Origin of the sequence: Curtobacterium sp. MCBD17_026, assembly GCF_003234895.2 — a bacterium.
Taxonomy (GTDB): domain Bacteria; phylum Actinomycetota; class Actinomycetes; order Actinomycetales; family Microbacteriaceae; genus Curtobacterium; species Curtobacterium flaccumfaciens.
The window spans coordinates 1,886,748-1,912,171 of sequence record NZ_CP126281.1 but is presented as its reverse complement, the minus strand read 5'-3'; the positions used below and the strand labels follow the sequence as shown (position 1 = coordinate 1,912,171).

General features: G+C 70.5%; 19 protein-coding genes. 13 read left to right on the top strand and 6 right to left on the bottom strand.

The annotated features are described in order from the left end of the window. Positions 1-48 precede the first annotated feature (48 nt). From DEI85_RS09010 to DEI85_RS08990, 5 genes are all read left to right on the top strand, one after another. Positions 49-978 (top strand): proteasome assembly chaperone family protein, encoded by a 930-nt coding sequence (locus DEI85_RS09010; protein ID WP_110859574.1) that lies wholly within the window; start codon positions 49-51, stop codon positions 976-978. Positions 979-1,135: 157 nt separating this feature from the next. Continuing rightward, the gene (locus tag DEI85_RS09005; protein WP_110859575.1) at positions 1,136-2,455 is read left to right on the top strand and encodes an MFS transporter; all 1,320 of its coding nucleotides are present in this window, start codon (positions 1,136-1,138) and stop codon (positions 2,453-2,455) included. Between the two features lie 193 nt (positions 2,456-2,648). Then, positions 2,649-3,908, top strand: coding sequence for an RNA polymerase sigma factor (locus tag DEI85_RS09000; RefSeq protein ID WP_027465462.1), 1,260 nt, complete (start codon positions 2,649-2,651; stop codon positions 3,906-3,908). 6 nt (positions 3,909-3,914) lie between these two features. Then, positions 3,915-5,174, top strand: coding sequence for a MurT ligase domain-containing protein (locus DEI85_RS08995; RefSeq protein ID WP_110859576.1), 1,260 nt, complete (start codon positions 3,915-3,917; stop codon positions 5,172-5,174). After that, complete coding sequence (locus tag DEI85_RS08990; protein ID WP_110859577.1) at positions 5,171-5,944, top strand: type 1 glutamine amidotransferase; 774 nt, start codon at positions 5,171-5,173, stop codon at positions 5,942-5,944. Before DEI85_RS08995 ends, DEI85_RS08990 begins: the two co-directional genes overlap by 4 nt. Positions 5,945-6,038: 94 nt before the next feature. On the opposite strand, the gene DEI85_RS08985 is transcribed toward DEI85_RS08990, so the two are convergent. Beyond that, a complete protein-coding gene (locus DEI85_RS08985) occupies positions 6,039-6,263 on the bottom strand; it encodes a DUF7455 domain-containing protein (RefSeq protein WP_017886093.1) in 225 nt (74 codons plus the stop codon). A 167-nt stretch (positions 6,264-6,430) separates the two neighbouring features. On the opposite strand from DEI85_RS08985, the gene DEI85_RS08980 reads away from it, so the two are divergent. Further along, on the top strand, positions 6,431-8,557 hold the full coding sequence (locus tag DEI85_RS08980; protein WP_110859578.1) for a DNA gyrase/topoisomerase IV subunit B: 2,127 nt from the start codon (positions 6,431-6,433) through the stop codon (positions 8,555-8,557). Between the two features lie 311 nt (positions 8,558-8,868). Here the strand turns inward: DEI85_RS08980 and DEI85_RS08975 are convergent, their stop codons facing one another. Continuing rightward, positions 8,869-11,355, bottom strand: coding sequence for a DNA gyrase/topoisomerase IV subunit A (locus tag DEI85_RS08975; RefSeq protein WP_110859579.1), 2,487 nt, complete (start codon positions 11,353-11,355; stop codon positions 8,869-8,871). 43 nt (positions 11,356-11,398) lie between these two features. Between DEI85_RS08975 and DEI85_RS08970 the strand changes: the two genes are divergently transcribed. Continuing rightward, positions 11,399-12,565, top strand: coding sequence for an alkaline phosphatase family protein (locus DEI85_RS08970; protein ID WP_181420028.1), 1,167 nt, complete (start codon positions 11,399-11,401; stop codon positions 12,563-12,565). A 33-nt stretch (positions 12,566-12,598) separates the two neighbouring features. On the opposite strand, the gene sepH is transcribed toward DEI85_RS08970, so the two are convergent. Next, the gene (gene sepH, locus DEI85_RS08965; RefSeq protein ID WP_181420029.1) at positions 12,599-13,627 is read right to left on the bottom strand and encodes a septation protein SepH; all 1,029 of its coding nucleotides are present in this window, start codon (positions 13,625-13,627) and stop codon (positions 12,599-12,601) included. Positions 13,628-13,925: 298 nt separating this feature from the next. Here sepH and DEI85_RS08960 point away from each other — a divergent pair, with 298 nt between their 5' ends. After that, complete coding sequence (locus DEI85_RS08960; protein ID WP_017886098.1) at positions 13,926-14,225, top strand: DUF4193 domain-containing protein; 300 nt, start codon at positions 13,926-13,928, stop codon at positions 14,223-14,225. 105 nt (positions 14,226-14,330) lie between these two features. Here the strand turns inward: DEI85_RS08960 and DEI85_RS08955 are convergent, their stop codons facing one another. Continuing rightward, on the bottom strand, positions 14,331-14,762 hold the full coding sequence (locus DEI85_RS08955) for a DUF3093 domain-containing protein (protein WP_110859581.1): 432 nt from the start codon (positions 14,760-14,762) through the stop codon (positions 14,331-14,333). Positions 14,763-14,825: 63 nt separating this feature from the next. On the opposite strand from DEI85_RS08955, the gene dut reads away from it, so the two are divergent. The 5 genes from dut to dxs all read left to right on the top strand — a co-directional run bounded on the left by dut (position 14,826) and on the right by dxs (position 21,920). Next, positions 14,826-15,317, top strand: coding sequence for a dUTP diphosphatase (gene dut / locus DEI85_RS08950; RefSeq protein WP_071403948.1), 492 nt, complete (start codon positions 14,826-14,828; stop codon positions 15,315-15,317). Further along, entirely contained in the window at positions 15,314-16,036 is a 723-nt protein-coding gene (locus DEI85_RS08945; RefSeq protein WP_232536646.1) for a DUF3710 domain-containing protein, read from the top strand. The genes dut and DEI85_RS08945 overlap by 4 nt, the downstream gene beginning before the upstream one ends. 110 nt (positions 16,037-16,146) lie before the next feature. Further along, complete coding sequence (locus DEI85_RS08940) at positions 16,147-16,884, top strand: DUF3159 domain-containing protein (protein WP_258370337.1); 738 nt, start codon at positions 16,147-16,149, stop codon at positions 16,882-16,884. A 128-nt stretch (positions 16,885-17,012) separates the two neighbouring features. Next, positions 17,013-19,850 (top strand): aconitate hydratase, encoded by a 2,838-nt coding sequence (locus DEI85_RS08935; protein WP_111090880.1) that lies wholly within the window; start codon positions 17,013-17,015, stop codon positions 19,848-19,850. Positions 19,851-19,982: 132 nt separating this feature from the next. Further along, complete coding sequence (gene dxs, locus DEI85_RS08930; protein WP_111123049.1) at positions 19,983-21,920, top strand: 1-deoxy-D-xylulose-5-phosphate synthase; 1,938 nt, start codon at positions 19,983-19,985, stop codon at positions 21,918-21,920. 115 nt (positions 21,921-22,035) lie between these two features. Here dxs and DEI85_RS08925 read toward each other — a convergent pair whose 3' ends face one another. Both DEI85_RS08925 and DEI85_RS08920 read right to left on the bottom strand, forming a co-directional pair. Beyond that, the gene (locus DEI85_RS08925; RefSeq protein ID WP_111123048.1) at positions 22,036-24,174 is read right to left on the bottom strand and encodes a 3-hydroxyacyl-CoA dehydrogenase NAD-binding domain-containing protein; all 2,139 of its coding nucleotides are present in this window, start codon (positions 24,172-24,174) and stop codon (positions 22,036-22,038) included. Between the two features lie 2 nt (positions 24,175-24,176). Then, entirely contained in the window at positions 24,177-25,394 is a 1,218-nt protein-coding gene (locus DEI85_RS08920) for a thiolase family protein (protein WP_110859586.1), read from the bottom strand. Positions 25,395-25,424: the final 30 nt, after the last annotated feature.

Below are 25,424 nucleotides of genomic sequence, written 5' to 3'. Positions count from 1 at the left end.
TGTCGGCGTGGTCGTCGCGCACCGGGGACGTCGGAGGCCCCGCCTAGCATGGGGACGGTGAACCACCCCGAGGAGCTCTACACGTTCGACGCGGACGCACCGACCGTGCCGGCAGGGTTGCACCTGGTCGCCGGGCTGACCGGTTTCGCCGATGCCGGCTCGGCCGTCGCGCAGGTGACGAACTCGATCCTCGAGGACCTCGACACCGAGCTCGTCGCCGAGTTCGACCCCGACGTGCTGCTCGACTGGCGGGCCCGTCGCCCGGTCATCACCTTCGAGCACGACCACATCAGCGCCGTCGAGCCGCCCCGTCTGGCCCTGCACCTGGTGCGCGACGAGATCGGCCAGCCGTTCCTGTTCCTGTCGGGCTACGAGCCGGACTTCCAGTGGAACCGCTTCGTCCGCGCCGTCACCGGGCTCGCCGACGACCTGCAGGTGGCTGACACCACGTGGGTGCAGTCCATCCCGATGCCGGTCCCGCACACCCGTCCGATCAGCCTCACCGTCTCCGGCACCCGGGCCGACCTCGTCGAGCAGATGAGCGTCTGGAAGCCCGAGACCCAGGCGCCGGCGAACGTCCTGCACCTGGTCGAGCACCGCCTCGCCGAGACGGGTGCGCAGGTCACGGGGCTCGTGCTGCTCGTCCCCCACTACCTGTCCGACACCGAGTTCCCCGACGCCGCCGTCGCAGCGCTGTCCGGCATCGCCGCCGCGACCGGGCTCTTCTTCCCGACGGACGCCCTGCGCGAGTCGGGTCGCGAGTTCCTCACGCGCGTCGACGAGCAGGTCGCCGGCAACGCCGAGCTGCAGCGACTCGTCTCCGTGCTCGAGGAGCGGCACGACACCTACATGGAGGGCAACCCCGTCGCCTCGCCGCTCACCGGCGTCGACGGTGAGGTACCGACCGCGGACGCGATCGCGGCGGAGCTCGAGCGCTTCCTGGCCGACCGGCGCACCCAGGGCGACGCGACCGACTGACCGTCGCGGGATCCGGACGTCCCCTCAGGACGGCCTGGAGGCTCGTGGCGGCCCCGCACCGCGCCTCCAGGCCGTCCTCCGGTCGCCCGCACGACGTGACGCACGTCGACGACGCTCGTCGCGTATCGACGCGGGGACGCGTCGGTAGCCTGGTCCGGTGAACTCCCGTCGTGCCTTCCTGATCTGGGGTGTCGCGGTCCTCGCGTACGTCCTCGCCGTGGTGCAGCGGTCCTCGCTCGGGGTCTCCGGTGTCGATGCGCAGGACCGGTTCGCCGTCTCCGCCGCCGTCCTGTCGTCCCTCGCCGTGGTGCAGATCGCCGTCTACGCGGGGCTGCAGATCCCGGTGGGGATCGCCCTCGACCGCGTGGGCCCGCGCCGGCTGGTGCTCCTCGGAGCCGCGCTGCTGGTCGTCGGACAGGCGATCGTCGCCGTGTCCCCGTCGATCGGGCCGGCCGTCGCGGGGCGGGTGCTCGTCGGCGCCGGCGACGCGATGACCTTCATCTCGGTGATCCGACTGGTGCCGATGTGGTTCAGCGGCCGGATCCTGCCGCAGATCTCGCAGTGGACGGGCAACCTCGGGCAGATCGGCCAGATCCTGTCGGCGTTCCCGTTCGCGGTGCTCCTGCACACGGTGGGCTGGACCCCGGCGTTCGGCGTCGCGGCCGCGGCCAGCGCTGTCGGTCTGGTGCTCGCAGCGGTCTTCGTGCGGAACGGTCCCGTGCCGGTGCGGACGGACACGATCCCGCTGCCGCACTCGTGGGGTGCCGCGTTCAGCACGTTCGGGCACGCGCTCCGCCGCCCGGGCACACAGCTCGGGTTCTGGTCGCACTACGTCACGCAGTCCTCGGGCACGGTGTTCTCACTGCTGTGGGGTGTCCCGATGCTCCGGGGGCTCGGGTACTCCCCGGGTGCGGCGGCTGGGTTCCTCACGATCATCGTGGTCGTCGGGTTCGTCGCTGGTCCGGTGCTCGGCGTGCTCTGCGCGCGGTTCCCGATGCGCCGGTCGAACCTGGTGCTCGGCGTGGTCGTCCTGCTCGCGGTGCTCTGGACGGCGATCCTGCTCTGGCCCGGGCACCCACCGACGTGGTTGCTCGTGCTGCTCGTCGTCGCGATGGGGATCGGCGGGCCCGGCTCGCTCATCGGCTTCGACTTCGCCCGGACCTTCAACCCGGTCGGCTCGCTCGGCTCGGCGAACGGAGTGGTGAACGTCGGTGGGTTCCTGGCGGCCTTCGTGATGATGTACCTGATCGGCGTCGTGCTCGACGCGGCCGCACGGGCCACCGGCACCACGGTGTTCGCCTGGGAGAACTTCCGGATCGCCCTCACGGTGCAGTACGTCGTGGTCGGTTTCGGCGTCGGGATGCTCCTGCACGCCCGCCGTCGGACCCGCCGCGTGCTGCACTCGGAAGAGGGAATACGCGTCGGGCCACTCTGGGTTGCACTCGTTGCACGCCTGCGGAAGCGGCACGTGCAATAATGATCACGGACCCGTTCGGGACCCCTGTCTGTCGGAGCACTTCGGTGCGCCGGTGAACTCGGGGGACTTGACATGGGTCCTAGTGCTGCCCGGAACGGTAGGACTCGTACGACGCGGGGGACTGCGGCGCGGGACCTGGGCGGCGAGGGAGGCCACGACCCCACGAACGTGGCACGACGAGAGAGGTGATCGCATGGCTGCCCGGAGCACGACGATCGATCCCACGAAGGACACCGAGCCCGAGGGCGCTGTGGCAGAGGACGCCACGGACACCGAGGGCACCGCAGCGCCGAAGAAGCGCGCCACGAAGGCCCCCGCCAAGAAGGCGCCCGCCAAGAAGGCGGCGCCCAAGGCGAAGAAGACCGACGCCGTCGACGAGGCGATCGCCTCCGACGAGCCCGTCGAGGAGCCGACCGACGAGGCCGACGACACCGACGACAAGACGGCCAAGCCGGACGCCGCTGCAGCGGTCGCCGCCGGTGCGCTCGTCATCTCGCAGACCGACGACGACGAGGCGCCGGTCTACTCGACGACCATCACGGGTGCCACCGCCGACCCGGTGAAGGACTACCTGAAGCAGATCGGCAAGGTCGCCCTGCTCAACGCCGAGCAGGAGGTCGAGCTCGCGATGCGCATCGAGGCCGGCCTGTTCGCCGAGGACAAGCTGCAGCACGCGACGGGGCTCTCGAAGCCCGCCGAGCGTGAACTGCGCTGGGTCGCGCGAGACGGACAGCGTGCGAAGTCGCACCTGCTCGGCGCGAACCTCCGCCTGGTCGTCTCGCTCGCGAAGCGGTACACCGGTCGTGGCATGCAGTTCCTGGACCTCATCCAGGAGGGCAACCTGGGTCTGATCCGTGCGGTCGAGAAGTTCGACTACACCAAGGGCTTCAAGTTCTCGACCTACGCGACGTGGTGGATCCGTCAGGCCATCACCCGCGCCATGGCCGACCAGGCCCGCACCATCCGCATCCCGGTGCACATGGTCGAGGTCATCAACAAGCTCGCCCGCGTCCAGCGGCAGATGCTGCAGGACCTCGGTCGCGAACCCACTCCGGAAGAGCTCGCCCGCGAGCTCGACATGACCCCGGAGAAGGTCGTCGAGGTGCAGAAGTACGGCCGCGAGCCGATCTCGCTGCACACGCCCCTGGGCGAGGACGGCGACTCGGAGTTCGGTGACCTCATCGAAGACACCGAGGCGGTCGTACCGGCCGACGCGGTGGGCTTCACGATGCTGCAGAAGCAGCTCGAGAGCCTGCTCGACTCCCTGTCCGAGCGCGAGGCGGGCGTCATCCGCATGCGCTTCGGCCTCGGTGACGGCCAGCCGAAGACGCTCGACCAGATCGGTGACACGTTCGGCGTGACGCGTGAGCGCATCCGTCAGATCGAGTCCAAGACGATGGCGAAGCTCCGCCACCCCTCGCGGTCGCAGTCGCTGCGCGACTACCTCGAGTAAGCCGGCATGCGCTTCTTCATCCCGATCCTGATCGGGCGGATCCTCCGCGCCCTCGCCCGTGCGCGGGGCGGCGGGTCCGCCTACCCCGGGTACATCGTGCTCAAGCTCGTGCCGGACTTCCTGCAGCACGTGACGAAGCAGTTCCCGAACGGCGTCGTCTTCGTGCTCGGCTCGAACGGCAAGTCGACGACGACGCACATGATCTCCGACATCGTCCGGGCCCACGGGTTGCGGGTCTTCACGAACCCGTCCGGCGCCAACCTGCCGCAGGGCATCGCGTCGGCCCTGCTGTCCGAGGTCTCGCTGACCGGCCGGCTCAAGGCCGACATCGGCATCCTCGAGGTCGACGAGGCCTTCGCCGTCGAGCTCGCCGGCATCCTGTCGCCCTCGACGGTGACGATGCTCAACGTGCAGGTCGACCAGCTGTACCGGTTCTTCGAGACCGAGCGCGTGGCGACGATGATGCTCGACACCGCCGCTCTGTCGACGGCGAACATCATCACGAACCACGACGACCAGTTCCTCGACGGCTACACGGGCACCCCCGGGCAGCGCGTCCTGCGGTTCGGTGCGAGCGACGAGGTCATCGCCGCGGCGCCGAACGGCCTGCAGAACGCCGACTCGTTCGACGCCGGCGACCGTGCCCAGCACACCGCCGACGCCGAGGTCGTGGCCCACACGGGCGACGGCGCGACGATCCGCTTCGACGGTGCCGAGATCCCGGTCCGGCTGCCCGCCCGCGGCCTGCACTACGCGGTCGACGCCGCCGCGGCCACCGCGACGGCGAGTGCGGCCCTCGGCGCGCAGTTCCGCGCCGACGCCGTGACCAAGGCCTTCGGCACGATGAAGCCCGCGTACGGCCGTGGCGAGCGACTCCCCATCGCGGGTGAGTCCGCCGAGTTCACGATGTTCAAGAACGCCGCGAGCCTGCAGCTCAACCTCGACGCCCTGCCGGACCAGCCCGAACAGGTCCTCATGGCGATCGACGAGGGCACGCCCGACATCTCCTGGATCTACGACATCGACTTCTCGAAGCTCGACCACGTGGACGTCGTCTCCGGCGACAAGGCGTGGCAGATCGCGATCGCGCTCGAGCACGCCGGTGTCCGCATCGGCCGGGTCGAGCCCGACGTCGAAGCAGCGATCAAGCACATGGAGCAGCTCGGCTCGACGACCCGCGGGACGAAGAACTTCATCGTCAACTACGAGATCATGATGATCGCCCGCAAGGCCCTCGGCCACCCGGACATGGAGAAGACCGCATGACGGCCGACCGGTTGACCATCCTGCACGTCTACCCCCGGCAGATGGGCGTCTCGGGCGACCGTGGCAACGTCGCGGCCCTGGTCCGCCGTGCGGCCGCCGCGGGCATCGAGACACAGGTCCTCGAGTACGCGCCCGGTGACGAGCTTCCGACCACGGCGGACGTCGTCGTGATCGGCAACGGACCGCTCAGCGCGATGCGTTCCCTGGGCGACGACGTCACACGCATCGGCGGAACGCTCCGTGCGTTCGCGACCGAGGGTGTTCCGGTGCTCGCCGTCGGCGGTGGGTTCGACCTCGCGACGAACGAGGTCGTGCCGACCGAGGGCGTGCCGGTCGCGGGCTTCGGGGTGTTCGACGCCCGTGCCGTCCGCGGTGCCGAGCGCCGTGTGAACTACTTCGTGCTCGAGACCCGGTACCCGCTGCTCGCCGGAGCCTCGAACCGCCTGGCGGGCTTCGAGGACCACGCGACCCGCATCGAGCTCGCAGCCGGGATCACGCCCTTCGCCGATGTCGTCTCCGGCGGCGGCAACCAGGCCGGCTCCCCGGTCGAGGGCGCGATCGTCGGGAACTCCTTCGGCACGCACACCCAGGGCCCGGTCCTGCCGCTCAACCCGCAGTTGACCGACGGTGTGCTCGCCGCAGCGACCGCGCGGCTGGGCCGCGAGTACGCGCCGGACGCGGAGCAGACGGCGACGATCGACCGCTACGCCCGCGAAGCGCGCGCCACCGTCGACCGCTACGTCGACAAGGCGTTCAAGCGCATCGCCTGACGGCCGCTCGCTGCGGACGTCGAACGCGACCACGCAAAGACAGGAGGCGCGGTGCCAGCTGGCACCGCGCCTCCTGTCCGTGTGTCGGTCGCGACTACTTCGACTCGTAGAGTCGGCTGCTCTCGTCGTGCCACTCGATGGCGGTCGCCGCGAGCTTGTCCTTGAACTCGGCGCCGTGGTGGGCGCAGAAGTAGAGCTCGCCGCTCGACATGGTGGCTCGGATGTAGGCCTGCGCCCCGCAGCTGTCGCAACGGTCGGCGGCGGTCAGCTGGTGGTTGCTGACTTCGTCGATGGAGGGGTCCTGCACGGTCTGGGTCATTGCTGTGCTCCTCACGGATCGCAGGTGGTGCCGGGTGGTTGCACCATTTCAACACGTGATCCCTGAGAGCGACGCATTGTCGGGGCCTGTTTCGCTCAGCGCGGATCGCTTGGCCCCAGTGCGAGTGTCCACACGGTGCTGTCGGTGCCGCTCGGTAAACTCCGACGGTGAGCTCCGACTACTCCGCACGCCATCTCTCCGTCCTCGAAGGGCTCGAGGCGGTCCGGAAGCGGCCGGGCATGTACATCGGCTCGACGGACTCGCGGGGCCTCATGCACTGCCTGTGGGAGATCATCGACAACTCGGTCGACGAAGCCCTCGCGGGACACGGTGACGAGATCGGTGTCGTCCTGCACGCCGACGGCTCGGTCGAGGTCCGGGACACCGCCCGGGGCATCCCCGTCGACGTCGAACCGAAGACCGGCCTGACCGGGGTCGAGGTCGTGTTCACCAAGCTGCACGCCGGCGGCAAGTTCGGCTCGGGGTCCTACGCGGCCTCGGGCGGCCTGCACGGCGTCGGCGCCTCGGTCGTGAACGCGCTGTCGGAGCGCCTCGACGTCGAGGTCGACCGGGGCGGCAAGACCTACGCCATGTCGTTCCACCGGGGCGAGCCCGGCACCTTCGACGACAGCAAGGGCATCGGCCCGGACGCACCGTTCGCGCCCTTCACCTCGGGCAGCGAGCTGCGCGTCGTCGGCAAGGTCAAGAAGGGCGTCACCGGCTCCCGGATCCGCTACTGGGCGGACCGCCAGATCTTCACCGCCGACGCCCGCTTCAGCACCGACGACCTGGTGACCCGTGCACGGCAGACCGCGTTCCTCGTGCCCGGGCTCGGCATCACCATCACCGACGAGCGCGCGGCGTCGATCGACGCCGCAGCCGCCCGGGCCGAGGCGACGGGCACCACCGTGGCCGCCGGGCCGGTGGTGGAGCGCTTCCGGTACGAGGGCGGGATCGGCGAGTTCGTCGAGCACCTCGCCGTCGACAGCCCGCTCACCGACGTCTGGCGCGTGCAGGGGACCGGCACCTTCACCGAGACCGTGCCGATGCTCGACGACAAGGGCCACATGGTCTCCACCTCGGTCGAGCGCGAGTGCGAGGTCGACCTGGCGCTCCGCTGGGGCAGTGGCTACGAGACCGTGTTCCGCAGCTTCGTCAACATCATCGCGACGCCGAAGGGCGGCACCCACCAGGCCGGCTTCGAGTCGGGCGTCGTCAAGGCCGTCCGCGCCCAGGTCGAGGCGAACGCCCGCAAGCTCAAGGTCGGGCAGGACAAGCTCGACAAGGACGACGTCCTCGCCGGCATGACCGCCGTGCTGACCGTGCGGTTGCCCGAGCCGCAGTTCGAGGGGCAGACGAAGGAGATCCTCGGCACCCCGGCGGTCCGGAAGATCGTCGACCAGGTGGTGTCGAAGCGCATCACCGAGATCCTCACCTCCACGCAGCGCACCGAGAAGGCACAGTCGGCGGCCCTGCTCGAGAAGGTCGTGTCCGAGATGAAGACCCGCATCTCGGCGCGGGCACACAAGGAGACGCAACGCCGCAAGAACGCGCTCGAGAACTCCTCGCTGCCCACGAAGCTCGCCGACTGCCGCTCGCAGGAGACCGAGGGCACGGAGCTCTTCATCGTCGAGGGTGACTCGGCCCTGGGCACCGCGAAGCTCGCCCGCAACAGCGAGTACCAGGCGCTGCTGCCGATCCGCGGCAAGATCCTCAACGTGCAGAAGGCGTCCGTGTCGGACATGCTCTCGAACGTCGAGTGCGCGTCGATCATCCAGGTCATCGGCGCCGGTTCGGGCCGCACGTTCGACATCGACCAGGCCCGCTACGGCAAGATCATCATCATGTCGGACGCCGACGTCGACGGCGCCCACATCCGCACGCTGCTGCTCACGTTGTTCTTCCGGTACATGCGGCCGATGATCGAGCAGGGCCGGGTCTTCGCAGCCGTGCCGCCGCTGCACCGCGTCGTCGTGGTGAACCGCGGCAAGCCGAACGACACGCTCTACACGTACTCCGAACAGGAGCTGCAGACGGTGCTGAAGAAGCTCGAGAAGACGGGCAAGAAGTACCAGGAGCCGATCCAGCGGTACAAGGGCCTCGGCGAGATGGACGCGGACCAGCTGGCGGAGACCACGATGGACCGCGCGCACCGCACGCTGCGCCGGGTGAACGTGACCCATGCCGAGGGTGCCGCGAAGGTGTTCGAGCTGCTCATGGGCAACGACGTGGCGCCGCGCAAGGAGTTCATCCTGGCCGGCGAGGGCCTGGACCGCGACCGCATCGACGCGTAGCGCGCCTTCACGCCCGGGCCGCGCAGCGGCCTGGCGTGCTCACGCGCTGAGCGACAGTCCACGCGGCCGCCGGTCCGTGAGGTGTCGCTCAGCGCGAAACAGCGCCGCGTCCGCGACACTGTGACGGCGGACGGGAGGCCCGTGGCGGCGCCGCCCCGCGCCTCCAGGCCACGACGTCACGCGCTGAGCGACAGTCCACGCGGCCGCCGGTCCGTGAGGTGTCGCTCAGCGCGAAACGGCGCCGCGTCCGCGACACCTCGCGGACAGCGGGCCGCCGTCGCGGACGGCCGGTGGCGGACGCCGGCGCGCGCCTACGCCTCGCCGGCGGTGCCGTCGAGCGTCGCGGCGCTGCCGCCGATCGAGCCGATGACCGCTTCGAGCGGGGCACCCGACCCGTCACGCTTCGACAGCCAGTCGGGCAGGGTCCGTGCAGCGCCGTCGGTGCCGACGGCGTGCGGCGGCGCGATGCCCGCCCATCCCACTGTGAGCCCGTCCTCGCCCTTCAGGAACGCGTGCGCCCGGACACCCTGGGTGGCACGGCCCTTCGCCGGGAACTCCGACAGCGCGGAGACCTTGGCGCGACCGGCGTCGGTGCCGGGCAGCGCGGTCGAGGTGGTGGACACCGTGGCGACCACGGCGTCGTCGGAGCGTGCGACCGAGCCGAACCAGATCACCGAGGCGCCGTCGGCGAGGGCCATGCCGGCCACACCACCGGCGGGCAGCCCCTGCGCCCGGACGACGGACGCCGGGAACCGCAGCAGCTGCGCGTTGGAGCTGATGAACACGAGGTCGTCCGACTCCGGCGCCTGGGCCGCGCCGACCACGTGGTCGCCGGGCTTCAGGCCGATCGCGACGAACTCCGGCTTGTCGGGCCACGCACCCGGCACGACGCGCTTCACCACGCCGTGTGCGGTGCCGATCGCCAGCGAGTCCGACGACGCGCCGGACAGGTCGACGATCGCCACGACCGTCTCGCCCTTGGTGAGCGCCAGGAAGTCGGTGACCCGGACGCCGGCGTCGAGTCGGACCGCCGCGGGCGGCACGGCGGGGACGTCGACGGGGGAGAGCCGGAGGACCCGCCCGGTCGAGGTGATCGCGCCGATCTGCCCCCGCACCGTGCTCACCACGGCGGAGCGGACGGCGTCGTGCTTCGAGCGCTTCGGTACGCGGACGATGCCGAGCTCCGACGTCGGGATGTCGACCCGGATGAGCCGTCCGGTGGTCGAGAGCAGCACGCGGCAGGGGGAATCGGCGATCTGCAGGGACTCCGGGTCGACCGCGGCCTTCCGACCGCCCTTCACCGGGGCGTCGGCCTCGGTGAGCAGCGTGCGGCGCGGGGTGGCGAACCTGTCGGACACCTCGGTCAGCTCGAGGGCGACCTGCGCGCGGAGTCGCTCGTCGGACGCCAGCAGTTCTTCGAGGGCGGCGATGTCGGCGAGCAGCTGGTCGCGCTCGGCCTCGAGCTCCATCCGCGAGAACTTCGTCAGGCGGCGCAGGCGCAGCTCGAGGATGTACTCCGCCTGTACCTCGGACAGGTCGAAGACGTCACGCAGGCGGTTGCGCGCCGCCTCGGAGTCGTCGGAGGTGCGGATGACCTGGATGACCTCGTCGATGTCGAGGATCGCGATGAGTAGGCCCTCGACCAGGTGCAGCCGTTCCTTGCGCCGCGCCAACCGGTACTGCGACCGGCGGGTGACGACGTCGAGCCGGTGCTGCACGTAGACGTCGAGCAGCTCGCGCAGCCCGAGGGTGCGGGGCGACCCGCCGACCAGCGCGACGTTGTTGATGCCGAAGCCGTCCTCGAGCGGGGTGTGCTTGTACAGCTGCTCGAGCACGGCGGTGGGGTTGAACCCGCTCTTGATGCCGATGACGAGCCGGAGCCCGTGGTTGCGGTCGGTCAGGTCGTTGACGTCGGAGATGCCGACGAGCTTCTTGGACTGGACGCCGTCCTTGATCTTCTCGATCACACGCTCGGGGCCGACCAGGTAGGGCAGCTCGGTGACGACGAGCCCGACCTTGCGCGGGGTGAGGTTCTCGACGCTCACCTTCGCGCGGGTGCGGAACGAGCCGCGGCCGGTGGCGTAGGCGTCGCGGACCCCGGAGAGCCCGACGATCGTGCCGCCGGACGGCAGGTCGGGGCCGGGCACGAACTCCATGAGTTCTTCGAGGCTGGCCTGCGGGTTCATGAGCAGGTGCTTCGCGGCCTCGACCACTTCGCCGAGGTTGTGCGGCGCCATGTTCGTCGCCATGCCGACCGCGATGCCGGAGGCGCCGTTGACGAGCAGGTTCGGGAACGCCGCCGGCAGGACACCCGGCTGCATGATCTGGTTGTCGTAGTTCGGGACGAAGTCGACGACGTCCTCGCCCAGGCCCTCGGTCATCGCCATCGACGGTTCGGCCAGCCGGGCCTCGGTGTACCGGGCTGCTGCGGGACCGTCGTCGAGGGAGCCGAAGTTGCCGTGGCCGTCGACGAGCGGCACACGCATCGTGAACGGCTGGGCCATGCGGACCAACGCGTCGTAGATCGCGCCGTCGCCGTGCGGGTGCAGCTTGCCCATCACCTCGCCCGTGACGCGGGCGCTCTTGACGTGTCCGCGGTCGGGCCGCAGCCCCATCTCGGCCATCTGGTACAGGATGCGACGCTGCACCGGCTTCAGGCCGTCGCGGGCGTCGGGCAGCGCCCGCGAGTAGATGACGGAGTACGCGTACTCGAGGAAGGAGCCCTGCATCTCCTCGGAGACGTCGACGTCCTCGATGCGCTCACCGTCGGGCAGGCCGACTACGTCCGTGCGTGCCATGGCACCTTTCTGGAGAACCGGAGTCGTCTGGAAGACTCGTGGAATGGGAACAAGCGTACCGACGGCCCCCGACGCCGTCGCGAACCTCGCCGACGTCTTCCCGAGTTGCCTCGTGGCGCTCGGCGCTGCGGACGACGCGTGGTTGCGGAACGACGGCCTGGAGGCCCGGATCACCCTCCGCCCCGCCCGCTCGGCGATCGTCGTGCTGGTCGACGGCCTCGGTTCCGCCGCGCTGGCGGCGCGCGCCGGGCACGCTCGCTGGTTGACCGGTGCGAAGGGCACCGGCACCGCGAAGAAGCTGCGGAGCGGGTTCCCGACGACGACCGCGGCCGCCCTGAGCACCCTGACCACCGGCCGCTCGCCCGGCACCCACGGCGTCGTCGGCTACAGCGGCTGGAACCCGGACACCGGTGCCGTGATGAACCTGTTGGGCGGCTGGGACACCGAGGTCCCCGCGGACTGGTTCCTGACCCGGACCCTGTTCACCCGGGCCGCGGAGCTCGGGCTCGACCCCGTCGTCGTCGGGCCGGACCGGTACCGCTCGTCCGGGATGACCGCGAACGTGCTCGGCGGCGCTCGGTACGTGTCGGCGGACACCGTTCCGCAGCGCGTGGACGCCGCACTGGCCGAGACCACCACCGGCCGCTCGCTCGTCTACCTGTACGTGCCGGAGCTCGACTCGATCGGGCACAAGTACGGCTGGCAGTCCGACCGGTGGACGGCCGCCCTCGAGCTGCTCGACGGGGAACTCGCCCGGCTCGACGCCCGCGGCGCCGACGACGTCGGGGTCCTGGTGACGGCGGACCACGGTGTGCTCGACGTGCCTGACCACGCGAACATCGCCATCGACCCGCTGCTGCTCACCGACGTCGTCGGCATCGCGGGCGACCCGCGCTGCCGCCAGCTCACCGTCGCACCGGGCACCGACGTCCGCGCCCTCGTCGGCGCGTTCCGGGCGCGCTACGGCAAGAAGGCCTACGTCGCCAGCCGTGCCGAGGCGATCGAGGCCGGGTGGTTCGGGCACGTGTCCGACCAGGTGCTGCCGCGCATCGGTGACGTGCTCGTCGTGGCGCGCGGCTCGTGGGCGTTCAACGACGACCGTGCCCTGCGCGAGGACGAGACGCCGAAGCGCATGATCGGCCAGCACGGCGCGATGACCGACGAGGAGACGATCGTGCCGCTCCGGCTCGCCGGCGCGTTCGCCCTCTAGGACGTCTGCGCCGACGGTCGGCGGGCGTGCGGATCAGGCGGGGTCGTCGTCCGGACGGGTGCCGAAGACGATCTCGTCCCAGCTCGGCATCGAGCGGCGGTTGCGCTTCTTGCGTTCGCCACGGCTCTCGGACTCCGGCGCCGACGCCGGACGGGCGTCGGCGGACTGCGGTGCGGTGTCGTGCGCCCCGCCGTCCTCGAAGCCCTGCAGCGGGATGTCGACGACGCTGATGGAGGTACCGCGGGCGGGCTCGTCGCGCTGTTCGCCGAAGGACGCTGCTTCGCGCTCACCGCGGCGACGGCGCAGCGCCTCGAGCAGGTCGGCGGTCTCGTTGCCGGGAGCTCGCTCTTCTCCAGCGGCCTGACCGATGCGGGGCAGCGGTGCACGGAGCGGCGCGTGCTGGGACGGCTCGGGCTCGGCGGCCGGCTGCTCCGGCTCGTCGACGCGGAAGGCGCCGGAGTCGAAGCGGGTGCCGTCGTCGTCCTGCTGTTCGAACTCGACCGCACGCAGGCGCGGGGCGATGCCCTCGTCGTCGGTGTGTGACAGCCGGTGGGCGTCACCGTTGTCCGGCGCGAGGGTCGAGGTCTTCGGGTCGAAGTGCCACTGGGCGTCGTGCTCGACCTCGCCCGCGGTGTAGCGGACGCGGACCTGCCAACCGCTCTCCGGGTGCTTCCAGGAGCCCCAGGTGATCGCGGTGGCCTCTCCGGCCTCGAGCTTCGCGGTGATCGCGGGGCCGAAGGTGTCGGGGGACTCGTCGTCGACCGGGGTGACCGGCACGCGGTGCGAGGCGTCGAGGATGAAGGCGCGCTCGGCGAGGACCGGCCCCTCGAAGCGGCGGACGTACTCGACGTCGACGTCGAGCGCGGCGGCCACGTCGGCGGCGTCGGCGCCGCCACGGATGCGTGCCTGGACGTCCTTGGGGGAGACCCGCTTCTGCGGACCGGCGTCGGGGTTCGCCTGGCGCACCTGTCCTGCCAGCGACGACGTGACGGGCAACCGGAACTCGGTGCCGCCGTCGGTCGCCAGGAGGAGTGCGCCGGACTCGACTCCGATGACTCTCACGTCTTGCATGGTTCCGCCTTCCCAGCGTCGCGTACGGTCCTGCTGTCGTACCCCGTGAGTATGCAGGGGCGACGGGCGGTTTCCGGGGAGGCGCACGGGCGTGCCGCGGACATCCGCACGGCCGATCGCGAGGACGCGGCACTCCGGCAACGGGTGTCGGGAATGTCCGGTTCCGGTCGTGGGTTGCACAGCCAGCACGACCCGCCGCAGCACTCGGTTTGCGCTCTGGCGGGGCGTGGTGCAAACTGTCGCCGCCGATCACCCGGCGACGACCTCTCGATACGAGAAATGGATGGGCATGGCCACCGATTACGACGCCCCCCGGAAGACCGACGACAACTCCGACTCGGAGTCGATCGAGGCCCTCAAGGAGCGCGTTCCCGACAAGATGTCGGGGGTCGTCGACGATGATTCCGACAACCCCGGCAGTTTCGAACTCGCCGGGCAGGACCTCAGCGACGTCGACCTCGACGTCGTGGTGCTGCCCCCGCAGGTCGATGAGTTCACCTGCGTCGAGTGCTTCCTCGTGAAGCACCGCTCCCAGCTCGACCACGAGTCGAAGCTCGGACCGGTCTGCGCGGAGTGCGCTTCGCTCTAGACGCAACGATCAGCGAAGGCCCCGCATCCTCCAGGGATGCGGGGCCTTCGTCGTGTGCTGCGAGGCGGGGCCGAGCCGCGCCTCCAGGCCGTTGGTCGTGGTTCGTCAGGACCGCAGCGCCTCGACGACCTTGCCGGGGTGCCGGACGCTGACCAGCCAGTAGGGCGTCGGGTCGGCGTCGTCGCGCACCTCGACCTTGACGACGCCGCGGACGTAGCCGCGGAAGAGCGTCCACGCGCGGGCGTCGAGTGCCGGCCCGCGCTGCTCGGTGGCCGCTGCGCCCTCGAACGCCTCGGTCGTGCCGACGAGCGTGCGGGGGAGGTGGGCCTTGCCCGCGCGGAACTCGGTGTCGGTGACCTCGATGGTGGGTGCGAGTGCCCACAGGAGGACCAGGACCCCGAGCTCCATCCCGATCGCCACGAGGACGCCGGCCAGGACGCTGATGGGGAGGAAGACGAGCAGGGTGGCGGGGATGACGAGCGCCGTCGCCAGGTAGAGGGCGGGCGGGGCCCAGAGTCGTTCGCGGTACAGGGTCACGGGTCCATTCGATCACGAGCGAGCGAGGTCACGGAACGGTCACGGCTGCACTACCCTCGTCACGTGACCGAACCAGTCGACGTCCTCTGGACCGGGGAGCACGCTCCCGGCCACGCCCACCCCGGCGACGCGGGTGCCGATCTCGTCTCCACCGAGGCCTTCGTGCTGCAGCCGGGGGAGCGACACCTGGCCGCCACGGGTCTGCGCATCGCGCTGCCCGAGGGGTACGCCGCGTTCGTGGTCCCGCGGAGCGGCCTGGCGGCGAAGCACGGCATCACGATCGTGAACAGCCCCGGCACCGTCGACTCCGGCTACCGCGGGGAGATCAAGGTCGCCCTGCTGAACACCGACCAGACGGAACCGTACGAGGTGCACGTCGGCGACCGCATCGCCCAGTTGATCGTGATGCCGGTGCCGCAGGTGACCTACACCCGGGTCGACGACCTGCCGGACAGCGTCCGCGGACAGGGCGGGTTCGGCTCGTCGGGCTACGGTGACCGGAGCGACGCCGTGACCGGTGCCGCCGCAGACGCTCAGGAAGGAACGCGCGCATGAAGTTCGGCCGACGCAAGCGGGACGAGGTCGAGGTGGCGGACGCCGTCACCGACGACATCGAGGTCGCGGACACGTCCCCCGAGGTCGACATCGCGACGGATGCCGACGCGGACCTCGACGAGGTCGACGCGGTCGCCCCGACGGACAAGTCCGCTCCGGAGGACCGGGCCGAGAACGGCCCCCACGACGAGACCGAGGCGAACCTGGTCCGCCCCTACGTCGACCTGGGCGGGGTGAAGGTGCTCCCGCGCGAGGGCCTGCACCTGCGCCTCGAGGTCGAGGAGGGCTCGCAGCGCGTCGTCGCGGTCGGGCTCGACTACGACGAGTCCACGCTGCAGGTCCAGCCGTTCGCGGCGCCCCGGTCCACCGGCCTGTGGCACGAGATCCGCGCCCAGATCGCCGAGCAGATCGAGCGCCAGGGCGGTGTCGTGACCGAGGTCGACGGCCCGTTCGGTCCCGAGCTCCGCGCGTCCGTCCCGGTCGCCGTGGACGGCGACGGCGGCACCGCCGGCTCCCGCCCTGCCCGCTTCGTCGGCGTCGACGGCCCGCGCTGGTTCCTGCGCGGCGTGATCGCCGGCAAGGCCGCCGAGCAGCCCGACGACGCGAGCGAGATCGAGGAGCTGTTCCGCAGCGTCGTCGTCGTGCGCGGCACGACGCCGATGCCGCCGCGCGACCTCATCCCGCTGCACATGCCCAAGTCGACGCAGACCGCGATCTGACCGACTGACGACCAACCCCGCCTGGAGGCACGGTGCCGGACCACGACGACACCCCACTACCCGAGACGGCTGGCTCCCACCCCGCTGCACCGGCGGCTGAGCCGTCGGCGATGCCGGCTGCGGCACCGGCGGCCGAGCCGTCGGTGCCGCCGTCCTTCTCCGCGCAGTTCCGCGACGCCGTGCAGAACGCCGGCATCGCGCGCGTGGCACCCGGTGAGGCACCGTCCGGCCGGGCGCTGCTCGGCGCGGTCGGCGGGGTGCGCGGGCTCGCCGAGTCGGTGCTGCCCGGGTTCGCGTTCCTGGTCGTCTACGCGATCACCAAGGAGCTCGTGCCGAGCGTCGTGATCCCGGTGGCGGTCGGCCTGGTCTTCGTGGTGCTCCGGCTGCTGCAGCGGCAGTCGGTGACGATGTCGTTCGCGGGCATCCTCGGCGTCGCGGTCTCGGCCGGCCTCGCGCTCATCACCGGCCGCGCGGAGAGCAACTTCATCCCCGGGATCGTCATCAACGCCGTCTGGCTCGTCGGGCTGCTGATCACGCTGGCGATCCGCTGGCCGCTCATCGGGCTCGTCGTCGGCTTCCTGCTGCCGGCGAACGAGGACGGCTCGCACGTCGACTGGCGCGCCGACCCGGTGAAGCGCCGCGTGCTGACGGTCGCCACCTGGATCTGGGTCGGGCTGTTCGCGGTCCGGCTCGCGGTGGAGGTCCCGCTGTACCTGACGGCGCAGGTCGAACTGCTCGCCGGGCTGAAGCTCATCCTCGGCGTGCCGCTGTACGCGGCGGTGCTCTGGGTGACGTGGCTGCTGGTCCGCACCGTGTTCGTCCGACGCGACGACGTCGCCCCGGTGTAGAGTTCTCTCGACATCAAGATAGTTCTCGCAGGGCGCGCACGCGTTCTCGGGATTAGGTTTGCCTTGCTGGTGGGACGGTCCACGGCCCGCGAGGATGAGGGCAAACCGATCAGTAGGGAGGCGGCACGGTGGCTGCAGTCAATAGCTTCGGCTCGAAGGACACACTGTCGGTTGGGGGTGTCGACTACGCGATCCACCGGATCGACTCGGTTCCCGGGCACGAGAAGTTGCCCTACAGCCTGAAGGTGCTGCTCGAGAACCTCCTCCGCACCGAGGACGGCAAGAACGTCACCGAGGGACAGATCCGGGCGCTCGGTTCCTGGCGGCCCGACGCGGAGCCCGACACCGAGATCCAGTTCTCGCCGGCGCGCGTCGTCATGCAGGACTTCACGGGTGTGCCGTGCATCGTCGACCTCGCCACCATGCGCGAGGCCATGGCGGACATCGGCGGCGACCCGAACAAGATCAACCCGCTGTCCCCGGCCGAGATGGTGATCGACCACTCCGTCATCGCCGACCTGTTCGGCAGCACGGATGCCCTGCAGCGCAACACCGACCTCGAGTACGAGCGGAACGGTGAGCGCTACCAGTTCCTCCGCTGGGGCCAGACCGCGTTCGAGGACTTCAAGGTCGTCCCGCCGGGCACCGGCATCGTCCACCAGGTGAACATCGAGTACCTGGCGAAGGTCACCTACACGCGTGACTTCGACGGCGAGACCTACGCGTACCCGGACACCCTGGTCGGCACCGACTCGCACACCACGATGGTGAACGGCCTCGGCGTGCTCGGCTGGGGCGTCGGCGGCATCGAGGCCGAGGCCGCGATGCTCGGGCAGCCCGTGTCGATGCTCATCCCGAAGGTCGTCGGCTTCAAGCTCTCGGGTGAGATCCCGGCCGGCGTGACCGCGACCGACGTGGTGCTCACCATCACGCAGGAGCTCCGCAAGCACGGCGTCGTCGGCAAGTTCGTCGAGTTCTACGGCGAGGGCGTCGGCGCCGTCCCGCTCGCCAACCGCGCCACCATCGGCAACATGTCGCCCGAGTTCGGTTCGACGGCAGCGATCTTCCCGGTCGACGACGTCACGCTGGACTACCTGCGGCTGACCGGTCGCGACGAGGCGCAGATCGCCCTGGTCGAGGCGTACTCCAAGACCCAGGGGCTGTGGCACGACGCCTCGGTCGAGCCGAACTACTCCGAGTACATGGAGCTCGACCTCTCCACGGTCGTGCCGTCCATCTCGGGCCCGAAGCGTCCGCAGGACCGCATCGAGCTGTCGAAGGCCAAGGACCAGTTCGAGGTCGACCTCGCCAACTACGCGAGCATCGACCACAGCGAAGAGGACAAGGCCGTCGCCGACACGTTCCCGGCGTCCGACCCGGTGGCCGCGGGCCCCGGCGACGAGCACGCCGTGGACGACCTGCAGGACGCCCCCGGGTCCGAGGTACCCGTGCACGCATCGAGCGCGCCCGGCACCGTCTCGAAGCCGACCTCGGTCGCCATCGCCGACGGCGACCCGTTCACGATCGACCACGGTGCCGTCGCGATCGCCGCGATCACGTCGTGCACGAACACGTCGAACCCGTCGGTCATGATGGCCGCGGGCATCCTCGCCCGGAACGCCGCGAAGAAGGGCCTCACCGCGAAGCCCTGGGTGAAGACCACCCTCGCGCCCGGGTCGAAGGTCGTCACCGACTACTACGAGAAGGCCGGTCTGACCACCTACCTCGAGCAGCTCGGCTTCTACACGGTCGGCTACGGCTGCACCACCTGCATCGGCAACTCGGGCCCGCTGCCGGAAGAGATCTCGCAGGCCGTGCAGGACAACGACCTCGCCGTCACCGCGGTGCTCTCGGGCAACCGCAACTTCGAGGGCCGGATCAACCCCGACGTCAAGATGAACTACCTGGCGTCCCCGCCGCTGGTCATCGCCTACGCCCTCGCCGGGTCGATGCACTTCGACTTCGACAAGGACGCCCTCGGCACCGACCAGGACGGCAACGACGTCTACCTGACCGACATCTGGCCCGACGCGGCCGAGGTGCAGCAGGTCATCGACGAGTCGATCGACACCGAGATGTTCACCCACGAGTACGGCTCCGTGTTCGAGGGCGACGACCGCTGGAAGAACCTGCCGACCCCGACCGGCGACACCTTCGAGTGGGACCAGGAGTCGACCTACGTCCGGAAGCCCCCGTACTTCGAGGGCATGACGATGCAGCCCGACGCGGTGTCGGACATCTCCGGCGCCCGGGTGCTCGCGAAGCTCGGCGACTCGGTCACGACCGACCACATCTCGCCGGCCGGTTCGATCAAGGCCGACAGCCCCGCCGGCCAGTACCTCGCCGAGCACGGCGTCGACCGCAAGGACTTCAACTCCTACGGCTCGCGTCGCGGCAACCACGAGGTCATGATCCGCGGCACGTTCGCGAACATCCGTCTGCGCAACCAGCTGCTCGACGGCGTGGAGGGCGGCTACACCCGTGACTTCACGACGCCGGACGGTGCGCAGTCGTTCATCTACGACGCCTCGCAGCACTACCAGGAGCAGGGCATCCCGCTCGTCATCTTCGGTGGCAAGGAGTACGGCTCCGGTTCGTCCCGTGACTGGGCCGCCAAGGGCACGAACCTGCTCGGTGTCCGTGCGGTCATCACCGAGAGCTTCGAGCGGATCCACCGCTCGAACCTGATCGGCATGGGCGTCGTCCCGCTGCAGTTCCCGGCGGGCGAGACGGTCGAGTCCCTCGGGCTCGACGGCACCGAGGTCGTCTCGATCTCCGGGCTGACCGAGCTGAACGAGGGCCGCACCCCGAAGACGGTGCACGTCACCGCGACGCCGAGCGAGCACTCGCCGGCCGGCAAGCAGCCGATCGAGTTCGACGCGGTCGTCCGCATCGACACCCCCGGCGAGGCCGACTACTACCGCAACGGCGGCATCCTGCAGTACGTGCTCCGCTCGCTCGTCTGAGCGTCGTGCGCACGGGTCGCTGACGCGACCGACGACCGGCCTGGAGGCGCGGTGCCAGCTGGCACCGCGCCTCCCGTCCGTTGTCGGGTCCCCGGAATAGAGTGGCCCGACAGCCCCACGAAAGGAGCGCCCGTGAGCCTGCTCGCCAGCATCACGTCGCCGCGCGACCTGAAGCGTCTCTCCGACGCGCAGATGACCGACCTCGCCGCCGAGATCCGACGTTTCCTGGTCGCCGAGGTCGCGAAGACCGGTGGGCACCTCGGGCCGAACCTGGGCGTCGTGGAGCTGACGCTCGCGATGCACCGCGTGTTCGACTCGCCGAACGACCCGTTCGTCTTCGACACCGGGCACCAGTCGTACGTGCACAAGCTCGTCACGGGGCGCCAGGACTTCTCGAAGCTGCGCGAACGCGGCGGCATCGCCGGCTACCCGCAGCGGAGCGAGTCCGAGCACGACATCGTCGAGTCCTCGCACGCGTCGTCGTCGCTGTCGTGGGCCGACGGCATCTCCCGCGCGTTCGGGCAGACCGGGCAGATCGACCGCACCGTCGTCGCGGTGGTGGGGGACGGCGCCCTCACCGGCGGCATGACGTGGGAGGCGCTCAACAACATCTCCGACGACAACGACCGTCGCCTGGTCATCGTCGTCAACGACAACGGCCGCTCGTACGCCCCGACGATCGGTGGCATGGCGCGGTTCCTGAGCTCCGTGCGCACCCGCCGCGAGTACCGGGCCCTGTACGAGGGCACGCAGGCCGTGGCGGCACGGTTCGGCGCTCCGGGTCGTGCGGTGTACCGAGGCATGCGCGGGGGCCTGCACGGCTTCCTGTCGCGGCTGACGAACAACGAGGCGTTGTACTCGAACCTCGACATCAAGTACATCGGCCCGGTGAACGGGCACGATCAGCAGGCGATGGAGGCGGCGCTCCGGCAGGCCAAGGAGTACGGCGCTCCCGTGATCGTGCACGCGATCACCGAGAAGGGCCACGGCTTCGAGCCCGCCCTGCGCGACCAGGCCGACCAGTTCCACGCCGTCGGGCACATCGACCCGGAGACCGGGGAGTCGCTCGACGCGGCGTCGGGTCCGTCGTGGACCTCGGTGTTCGCGTCGACGCTGGCTTCGGTGGGAGCGGAGGACGAGCGCGTCGTCGCGATCACGGCGGCGATGCTCCGGCCGACCGGGCTGCACCTGTTCCAGGAGCAGCACCCCGGCCGGGTCTACGACGTCGGCATCGCCGAGCAGCACGCCGTGACGACCGCCGCGGGCCTGGCCTACGGGGGACTCCACCCGGTCGTGGCGCTCTACGCGACGTTCCTGAACCGTGCGTTCGACCAGGTGCTGATGGACGTCGCCCTGCACAAGGCCGGCGTGACGTTCGTGCTCGACCGCGCCGGCATCACCGGCCCGGACGGCCCCTCGCACCACGGCATGTGGGACCTCGCGCTGCTGCAGGTCGTACCGGGGATCCGGATCGCCGCGCCCCGCGATGCCTCGACGCTGCGCGAGGAGTTCCGCGAGGCGATCGCCGTCGACGACGCCCCCACCGTGCTGCGCTGGTCGAAGGGGCAGGTCGGACCGGACGTCCAAGCTGTCCGTCGTCTCTCCGATGGCGTGGACGTCCTGCACGCCGCCGCGGATGACGTCGAGGACGTGCTCTTCGTCGCCGTGGGGTCGATGGTGCCGGTGGCACTCGAGGCCGCGGCGCTGCTCGAGGCGCAGGGCATCGGCGTCACCGTCGTGGACCCGCGCTGGGTGGTGCCGATCCCGGTGTCGCTGATCGAGCTGTCGCGGACGCACCGGCTCGTGATCACCATCGAGGACGGCGTGCGGGTCGGCGGCGTCGGGACGCGGCTGCGGCAGGACCTGCGCGCTGCCGGGGTCGACACCGGGGTGAACGAGCTCGGGCTGCCCGACGCGTTCATCGACCACGCGACCCGGTCGCAGATCCTCGCCGACGCGGGGCTCACGGCGCAGGCCATCGCCCGCGACGTCATCGACCAGGTCGTCGGGACGAAGTTGCCGCAGGCGAAGCCCGCGCGGTCCCGCGAGTCGGCGGCGTCCGACCGCTGACGGCCCGGTCCGGTCCGGTCCGGTCCGGTCCGGTCAGCAAAACACCGGTGTTCGCGCTCCACGCCGCGGTTTGCGGGTGTTCGGTGCGCGAACACCGGTGTTTTGCGTGATGGCGCTAGCGGGAAGCGGGGCCGACGATCCGGGGCTGGTGGAACGTGCCGCCGAAGACACGCTCGGACGCACCGGAACGGTCGAGGTACGGGCTGATCCCACCGGCCTGGAACGGGTAGCCGGCGCCGAGGATGAGCCCGAGGTCGATCTCCTCGACGTGCTCGACGACCCGGTCCTCGAGCATGCGGTGCAACTCGTCGGCCAGGGCGTCCTCGAACCGGCGCTGCATCTCGGCGGCGTCGACCGGCTTCGCGTCCTTCTTGGACGGCGCGACGAGCTTCACGGCGGCGGGGTCGTACCCGGTCGCGTTGCCCTTCTTGTCGCGGGTCAGGATCGTCCCGTGCTCGGCGATCCTCTTCAGGCCGTCGCCGGGGTAGAAGCGCTCCGGCCAGGCCGCGTGGTGCGAGGCGAGCACGTGCGCGCCGACCGGCAGCCCGACGAGCTCGAGCAGCTCGAACGGTGACATCGGCAGGCCGAGCGGTGCGGCACCCTGCGCGACGGTGTCGAACGAGGTGCCCTCTTCCACGCCGCGCATCGCCTCGCCGAGCACCCGCGCGAGCACGCGGTTGACGACGAAGCCCGGCTGGTCCGCGGTGATGATCGCGGTCTTCTTCAGGGTCTTCGCGACGGCGAGGGCGGTGACGAGGGCCTCGTCCGAGGTCTTCGCCGCGCGCACCACCTCGAGCAGCGGCATCACCGCGACCGGGTTGAAGAAGTGGAAGCCGACGAGTCGCTCCGGGTTGGTGAGGACCGATGCCATCTCGTCGACGGAGAGCGACGACGTGTTCGTGGCGAGGATCGCGTCGGGTGCGATGACCTGCTCGATCTTCCGGAAGACCTCCTGCTTGACGGTCATCTCCTCGAAGACCGCCTCGATCACCCAGTCAGCGTCGGCGAAGGCGTCGTAGGACACCGACCCGCTGACGAGCGCGGTGATGCGGTTCGCGTCGTCGGGGGAGATCCGGCCCTTGTCGAGCAGCTTCGCGACCTCGCCGCGGATCCGCTCGACGCCGGCGTCGACGCGCGACTGGTCGACGTCGGTGATGACGACGGGGACGCCCAGGCGTCGGGCGAACAGCAGCGCGAACTGCGAAGCCATCAGCCCGGCGCCGAGGACGCCGACCTTCGTGATCTTCTTCGGATCGACACCCTCGGGAGCGCCGACGGGCTTCTTCGCACGCTTCTGCACGAGGTCGAAGGCGTACATCGACGCGGCGAACTGGTCGCCCGAGATGAGGTCGGCGAGGGCCTCGTCCTCGTCGGCGAAGCGTTCGTCGAGCGAACCCGACTTGGCGGCGGCGACGAGGTCGAGCGCCCGGAACGGCGACTTCGGCACGGTGCCGATCTTCGACGCGACCTGGCCGCGGGCGACCTTGACGACGGTGCCCCAGGCGGCCTTCTCGAGCATGCCCGGCTCGTTCTTCCGCACCACCTTGGTCGTTCCGGTGATGACGCCGTCCGCCCACGCCACCGCCGAGGGCAGGAACGTGACGGACGGGACGAGCACGTCACCGATGCCGATCTCGACCGCGGCCGGACCGTCCATCAGGCGGTTGTTCTTGAGCGGGTTCTCGACGATGACGCGGAGCGCGCGCTCCGGGCCGATCAGGCGGGGGAGCAGCGTCGCGCCGCCCCAGCCGGGGATGATGCCGAGGAACACCTCGGGGAGCCCGATGCCCTGCGCCGCGGACGAGAACGCCCGGTAGGTGCAGTGCAGGGCGATCTCGAGCCCACCCCCGAGCGCCAGGGTGTTCACGAACGCGAACGACGGCACCCCGAGGTCGGAGAACTTGCGGAGCGTGGCGTGCCCGAGGGCGGCCAGGTCATGGGCGGCCTCGCGCGACGGGACCGCCGCTGCCTGGGACAGGTCGGCCCCGGCGGCGAAGCAGTACTCCTTGCCGGTGATCGCGACGCCCTGGATCGTGCCGGCTGCGGCCTCGGTCTTGAGGGTGTCGAGCACGCCGGACAGCTCACGGAGCGTGCGCGGCCCGAGGGTGTTCGGCCGCTTGTAGTCCTTGCCGTTGTCGAGCGTGATGAGCGCCAGTGTGCCACCCGAGGGCGTCGTGACGTGCTTGACGAACGAGTGCGTGACGACCTCGTCCTCGCTGAGTTCGGCCAGTCGGTCGTTGTCGACGATGGTCATGGTCACGCCCCCTTCCGAGCCGAACGCTCGGCCGACTTGCTGTGGTTCGGGTTCTCCCAGATGACGGTGCCGCCCTGGCCGAGCCCGATGCACATCGTGGTGATGCCGTACTTGACGTCCGGTCGCTCGGCGAACTGTGCGGCGAGCTGGTTCATCAGCCGGACACCACTCGACGCGAGCGGGTGGCCGACGGCGATCGCGCCGCCCCAGGCGTTCACGTTCGGGGAGTCCTGGGCGATGCCGTAGTTGTCGAGGAACGCGAGCACCTGGACGGCGAACGCCTCGTTGATCTCGAACAGGCCGATGTCGTCGATCGACAGGCCGGCCTTCGACAGGGCCTTGTCGGTCGCGGGGACCGGGCCGACGCCCATGACCTCGGGCTCGACGCCGGCGAAGGCGAACGAGACCATGCGCATCTTCGTCGACAGTCCGTGCTGCTTCGCGCCGTCCTCGGACGCGAGCAGGCTCATGGTGGCGCCGTCGTTCAGACCGGCGGCGTTGCCGGCGGTGACCCGTCCGTGGGGCCGGAACGGCGTCTTCAACGCGGCCAGCGCCTCCAGGGTCGTCCCCGGCCGCGGCGGCTCGTCGGTGCTGACGACGTCCCAGCCGTCGCCCTTGTTGACCTCGACCGGGATCACGTCCGGCTGGAGCTTGCCGTTCGCCCAAGCGGCGGCGTAGCGCTGCTGGGACTGGACGGCGTAGGCGTCCGTGCGGTCCTTCGTGATCGCGGGGAAGCGGTCGTGCAGACGCTCGGCGGTGGCGCCCATGACGAGGGCGTCGCTCGAGACCATGCGCTCCGCGACGAAACGCGGGTTCGGGTCGGCGTTGAAGCCCATCGGGTGCCGGCCCATGTGCTCGACACCACCGGCGATCGCGACGTCGGCGGCACCGAAGGCGATGGCGCCGGCGAGCGTCGTGACGCTCGTCATGGCACCGGCGCACATGCGGTCGATCGCGTAACCGGGCACCGACTTCGGCAGACCCGCGAGCATGCCGACCGTGCGCCCGAGCGTCAGCCCCTGGTCACCCTGCTGCGTGGTCGCCGCGACGGCGACGTCGTCCACCGCTGCGGTGTCGAAGGTGTTCCGGTCGAGCAGTCCGCGCATCGCGTGCACCGCGAGGTCGTCCGACCGGGTCTTCCAGAACACCCCCTTCTCGCCGGCTCGTCCGAACGGTGTGCGAACGCCGTCCACGAACACGACGTCTGATGCCTTTGGCAATCCGGGCCTCCCAGATCCTCATCGATCGGG

Excerpts from the sequence above, each read along its gene's own strand:
- DEI85_RS09010 (WP_110859574.1), top strand. The coding sequence starts at position 49 with ATGGGGACGGTGAACCACCCCGAGGAGCTCTACACGTTCGACGCGGAC.
- DEI85_RS09000 (WP_027465462.1), top strand. The coding sequence starts at position 2,649 with ATGGCTGCCCGGAGCACGACGATCGATCCCACGAAGGACACCGAGCCC.
- DEI85_RS08995 (WP_110859576.1), top strand. The coding sequence starts at position 3,915 with ATGCGCTTCTTCATCCCGATCCTGATCGGGCGGATCCTCCGCGCCCTC.
- DEI85_RS08990 (WP_110859577.1), top strand. The coding sequence starts at position 5,171 with ATGACGGCCGACCGGTTGACCATCCTGCACGTCTACCCCCGGCAGATG.
- DEI85_RS08985 (WP_017886093.1), bottom strand. The coding sequence starts at position 6,263 with ATGACCCAGACCGTGCAGGACCCCTCCATCGACGAAGTCAGCAACCAC.
- DEI85_RS08975 (WP_110859579.1), bottom strand. The coding sequence starts at position 11,355 with ATGGCACGCACGGACGTAGTCGGCCTGCCCGACGGTGAGCGCATCGAG.
- DEI85_RS08970 (WP_181420028.1), top strand. The coding sequence starts at position 11,399 with ATGGGAACAAGCGTACCGACGGCCCCCGACGCCGTCGCGAACCTCGCC.
- DEI85_RS08960 (WP_017886098.1), top strand. The coding sequence starts at position 13,926 with ATGGCCACCGATTACGACGCCCCCCGGAAGACCGACGACAACTCCGAC.
- DEI85_RS08945 (WP_232536646.1), top strand. The coding sequence starts at position 15,314 with ATGAAGTTCGGCCGACGCAAGCGGGACGAGGTCGAGGTGGCGGACGCC.
- DEI85_RS08940 (WP_258370337.1), top strand. The coding sequence starts at position 16,147 with ATGCCGGCTGCGGCACCGGCGGCCGAGCCGTCGGTGCCGCCGTCCTTC.
- DEI85_RS08925 (WP_111123048.1), bottom strand. The coding sequence starts at position 24,174 with ATGACCATCGTCGACAACGACCGACTGGCCGAACTCAGCGAGGACGAG.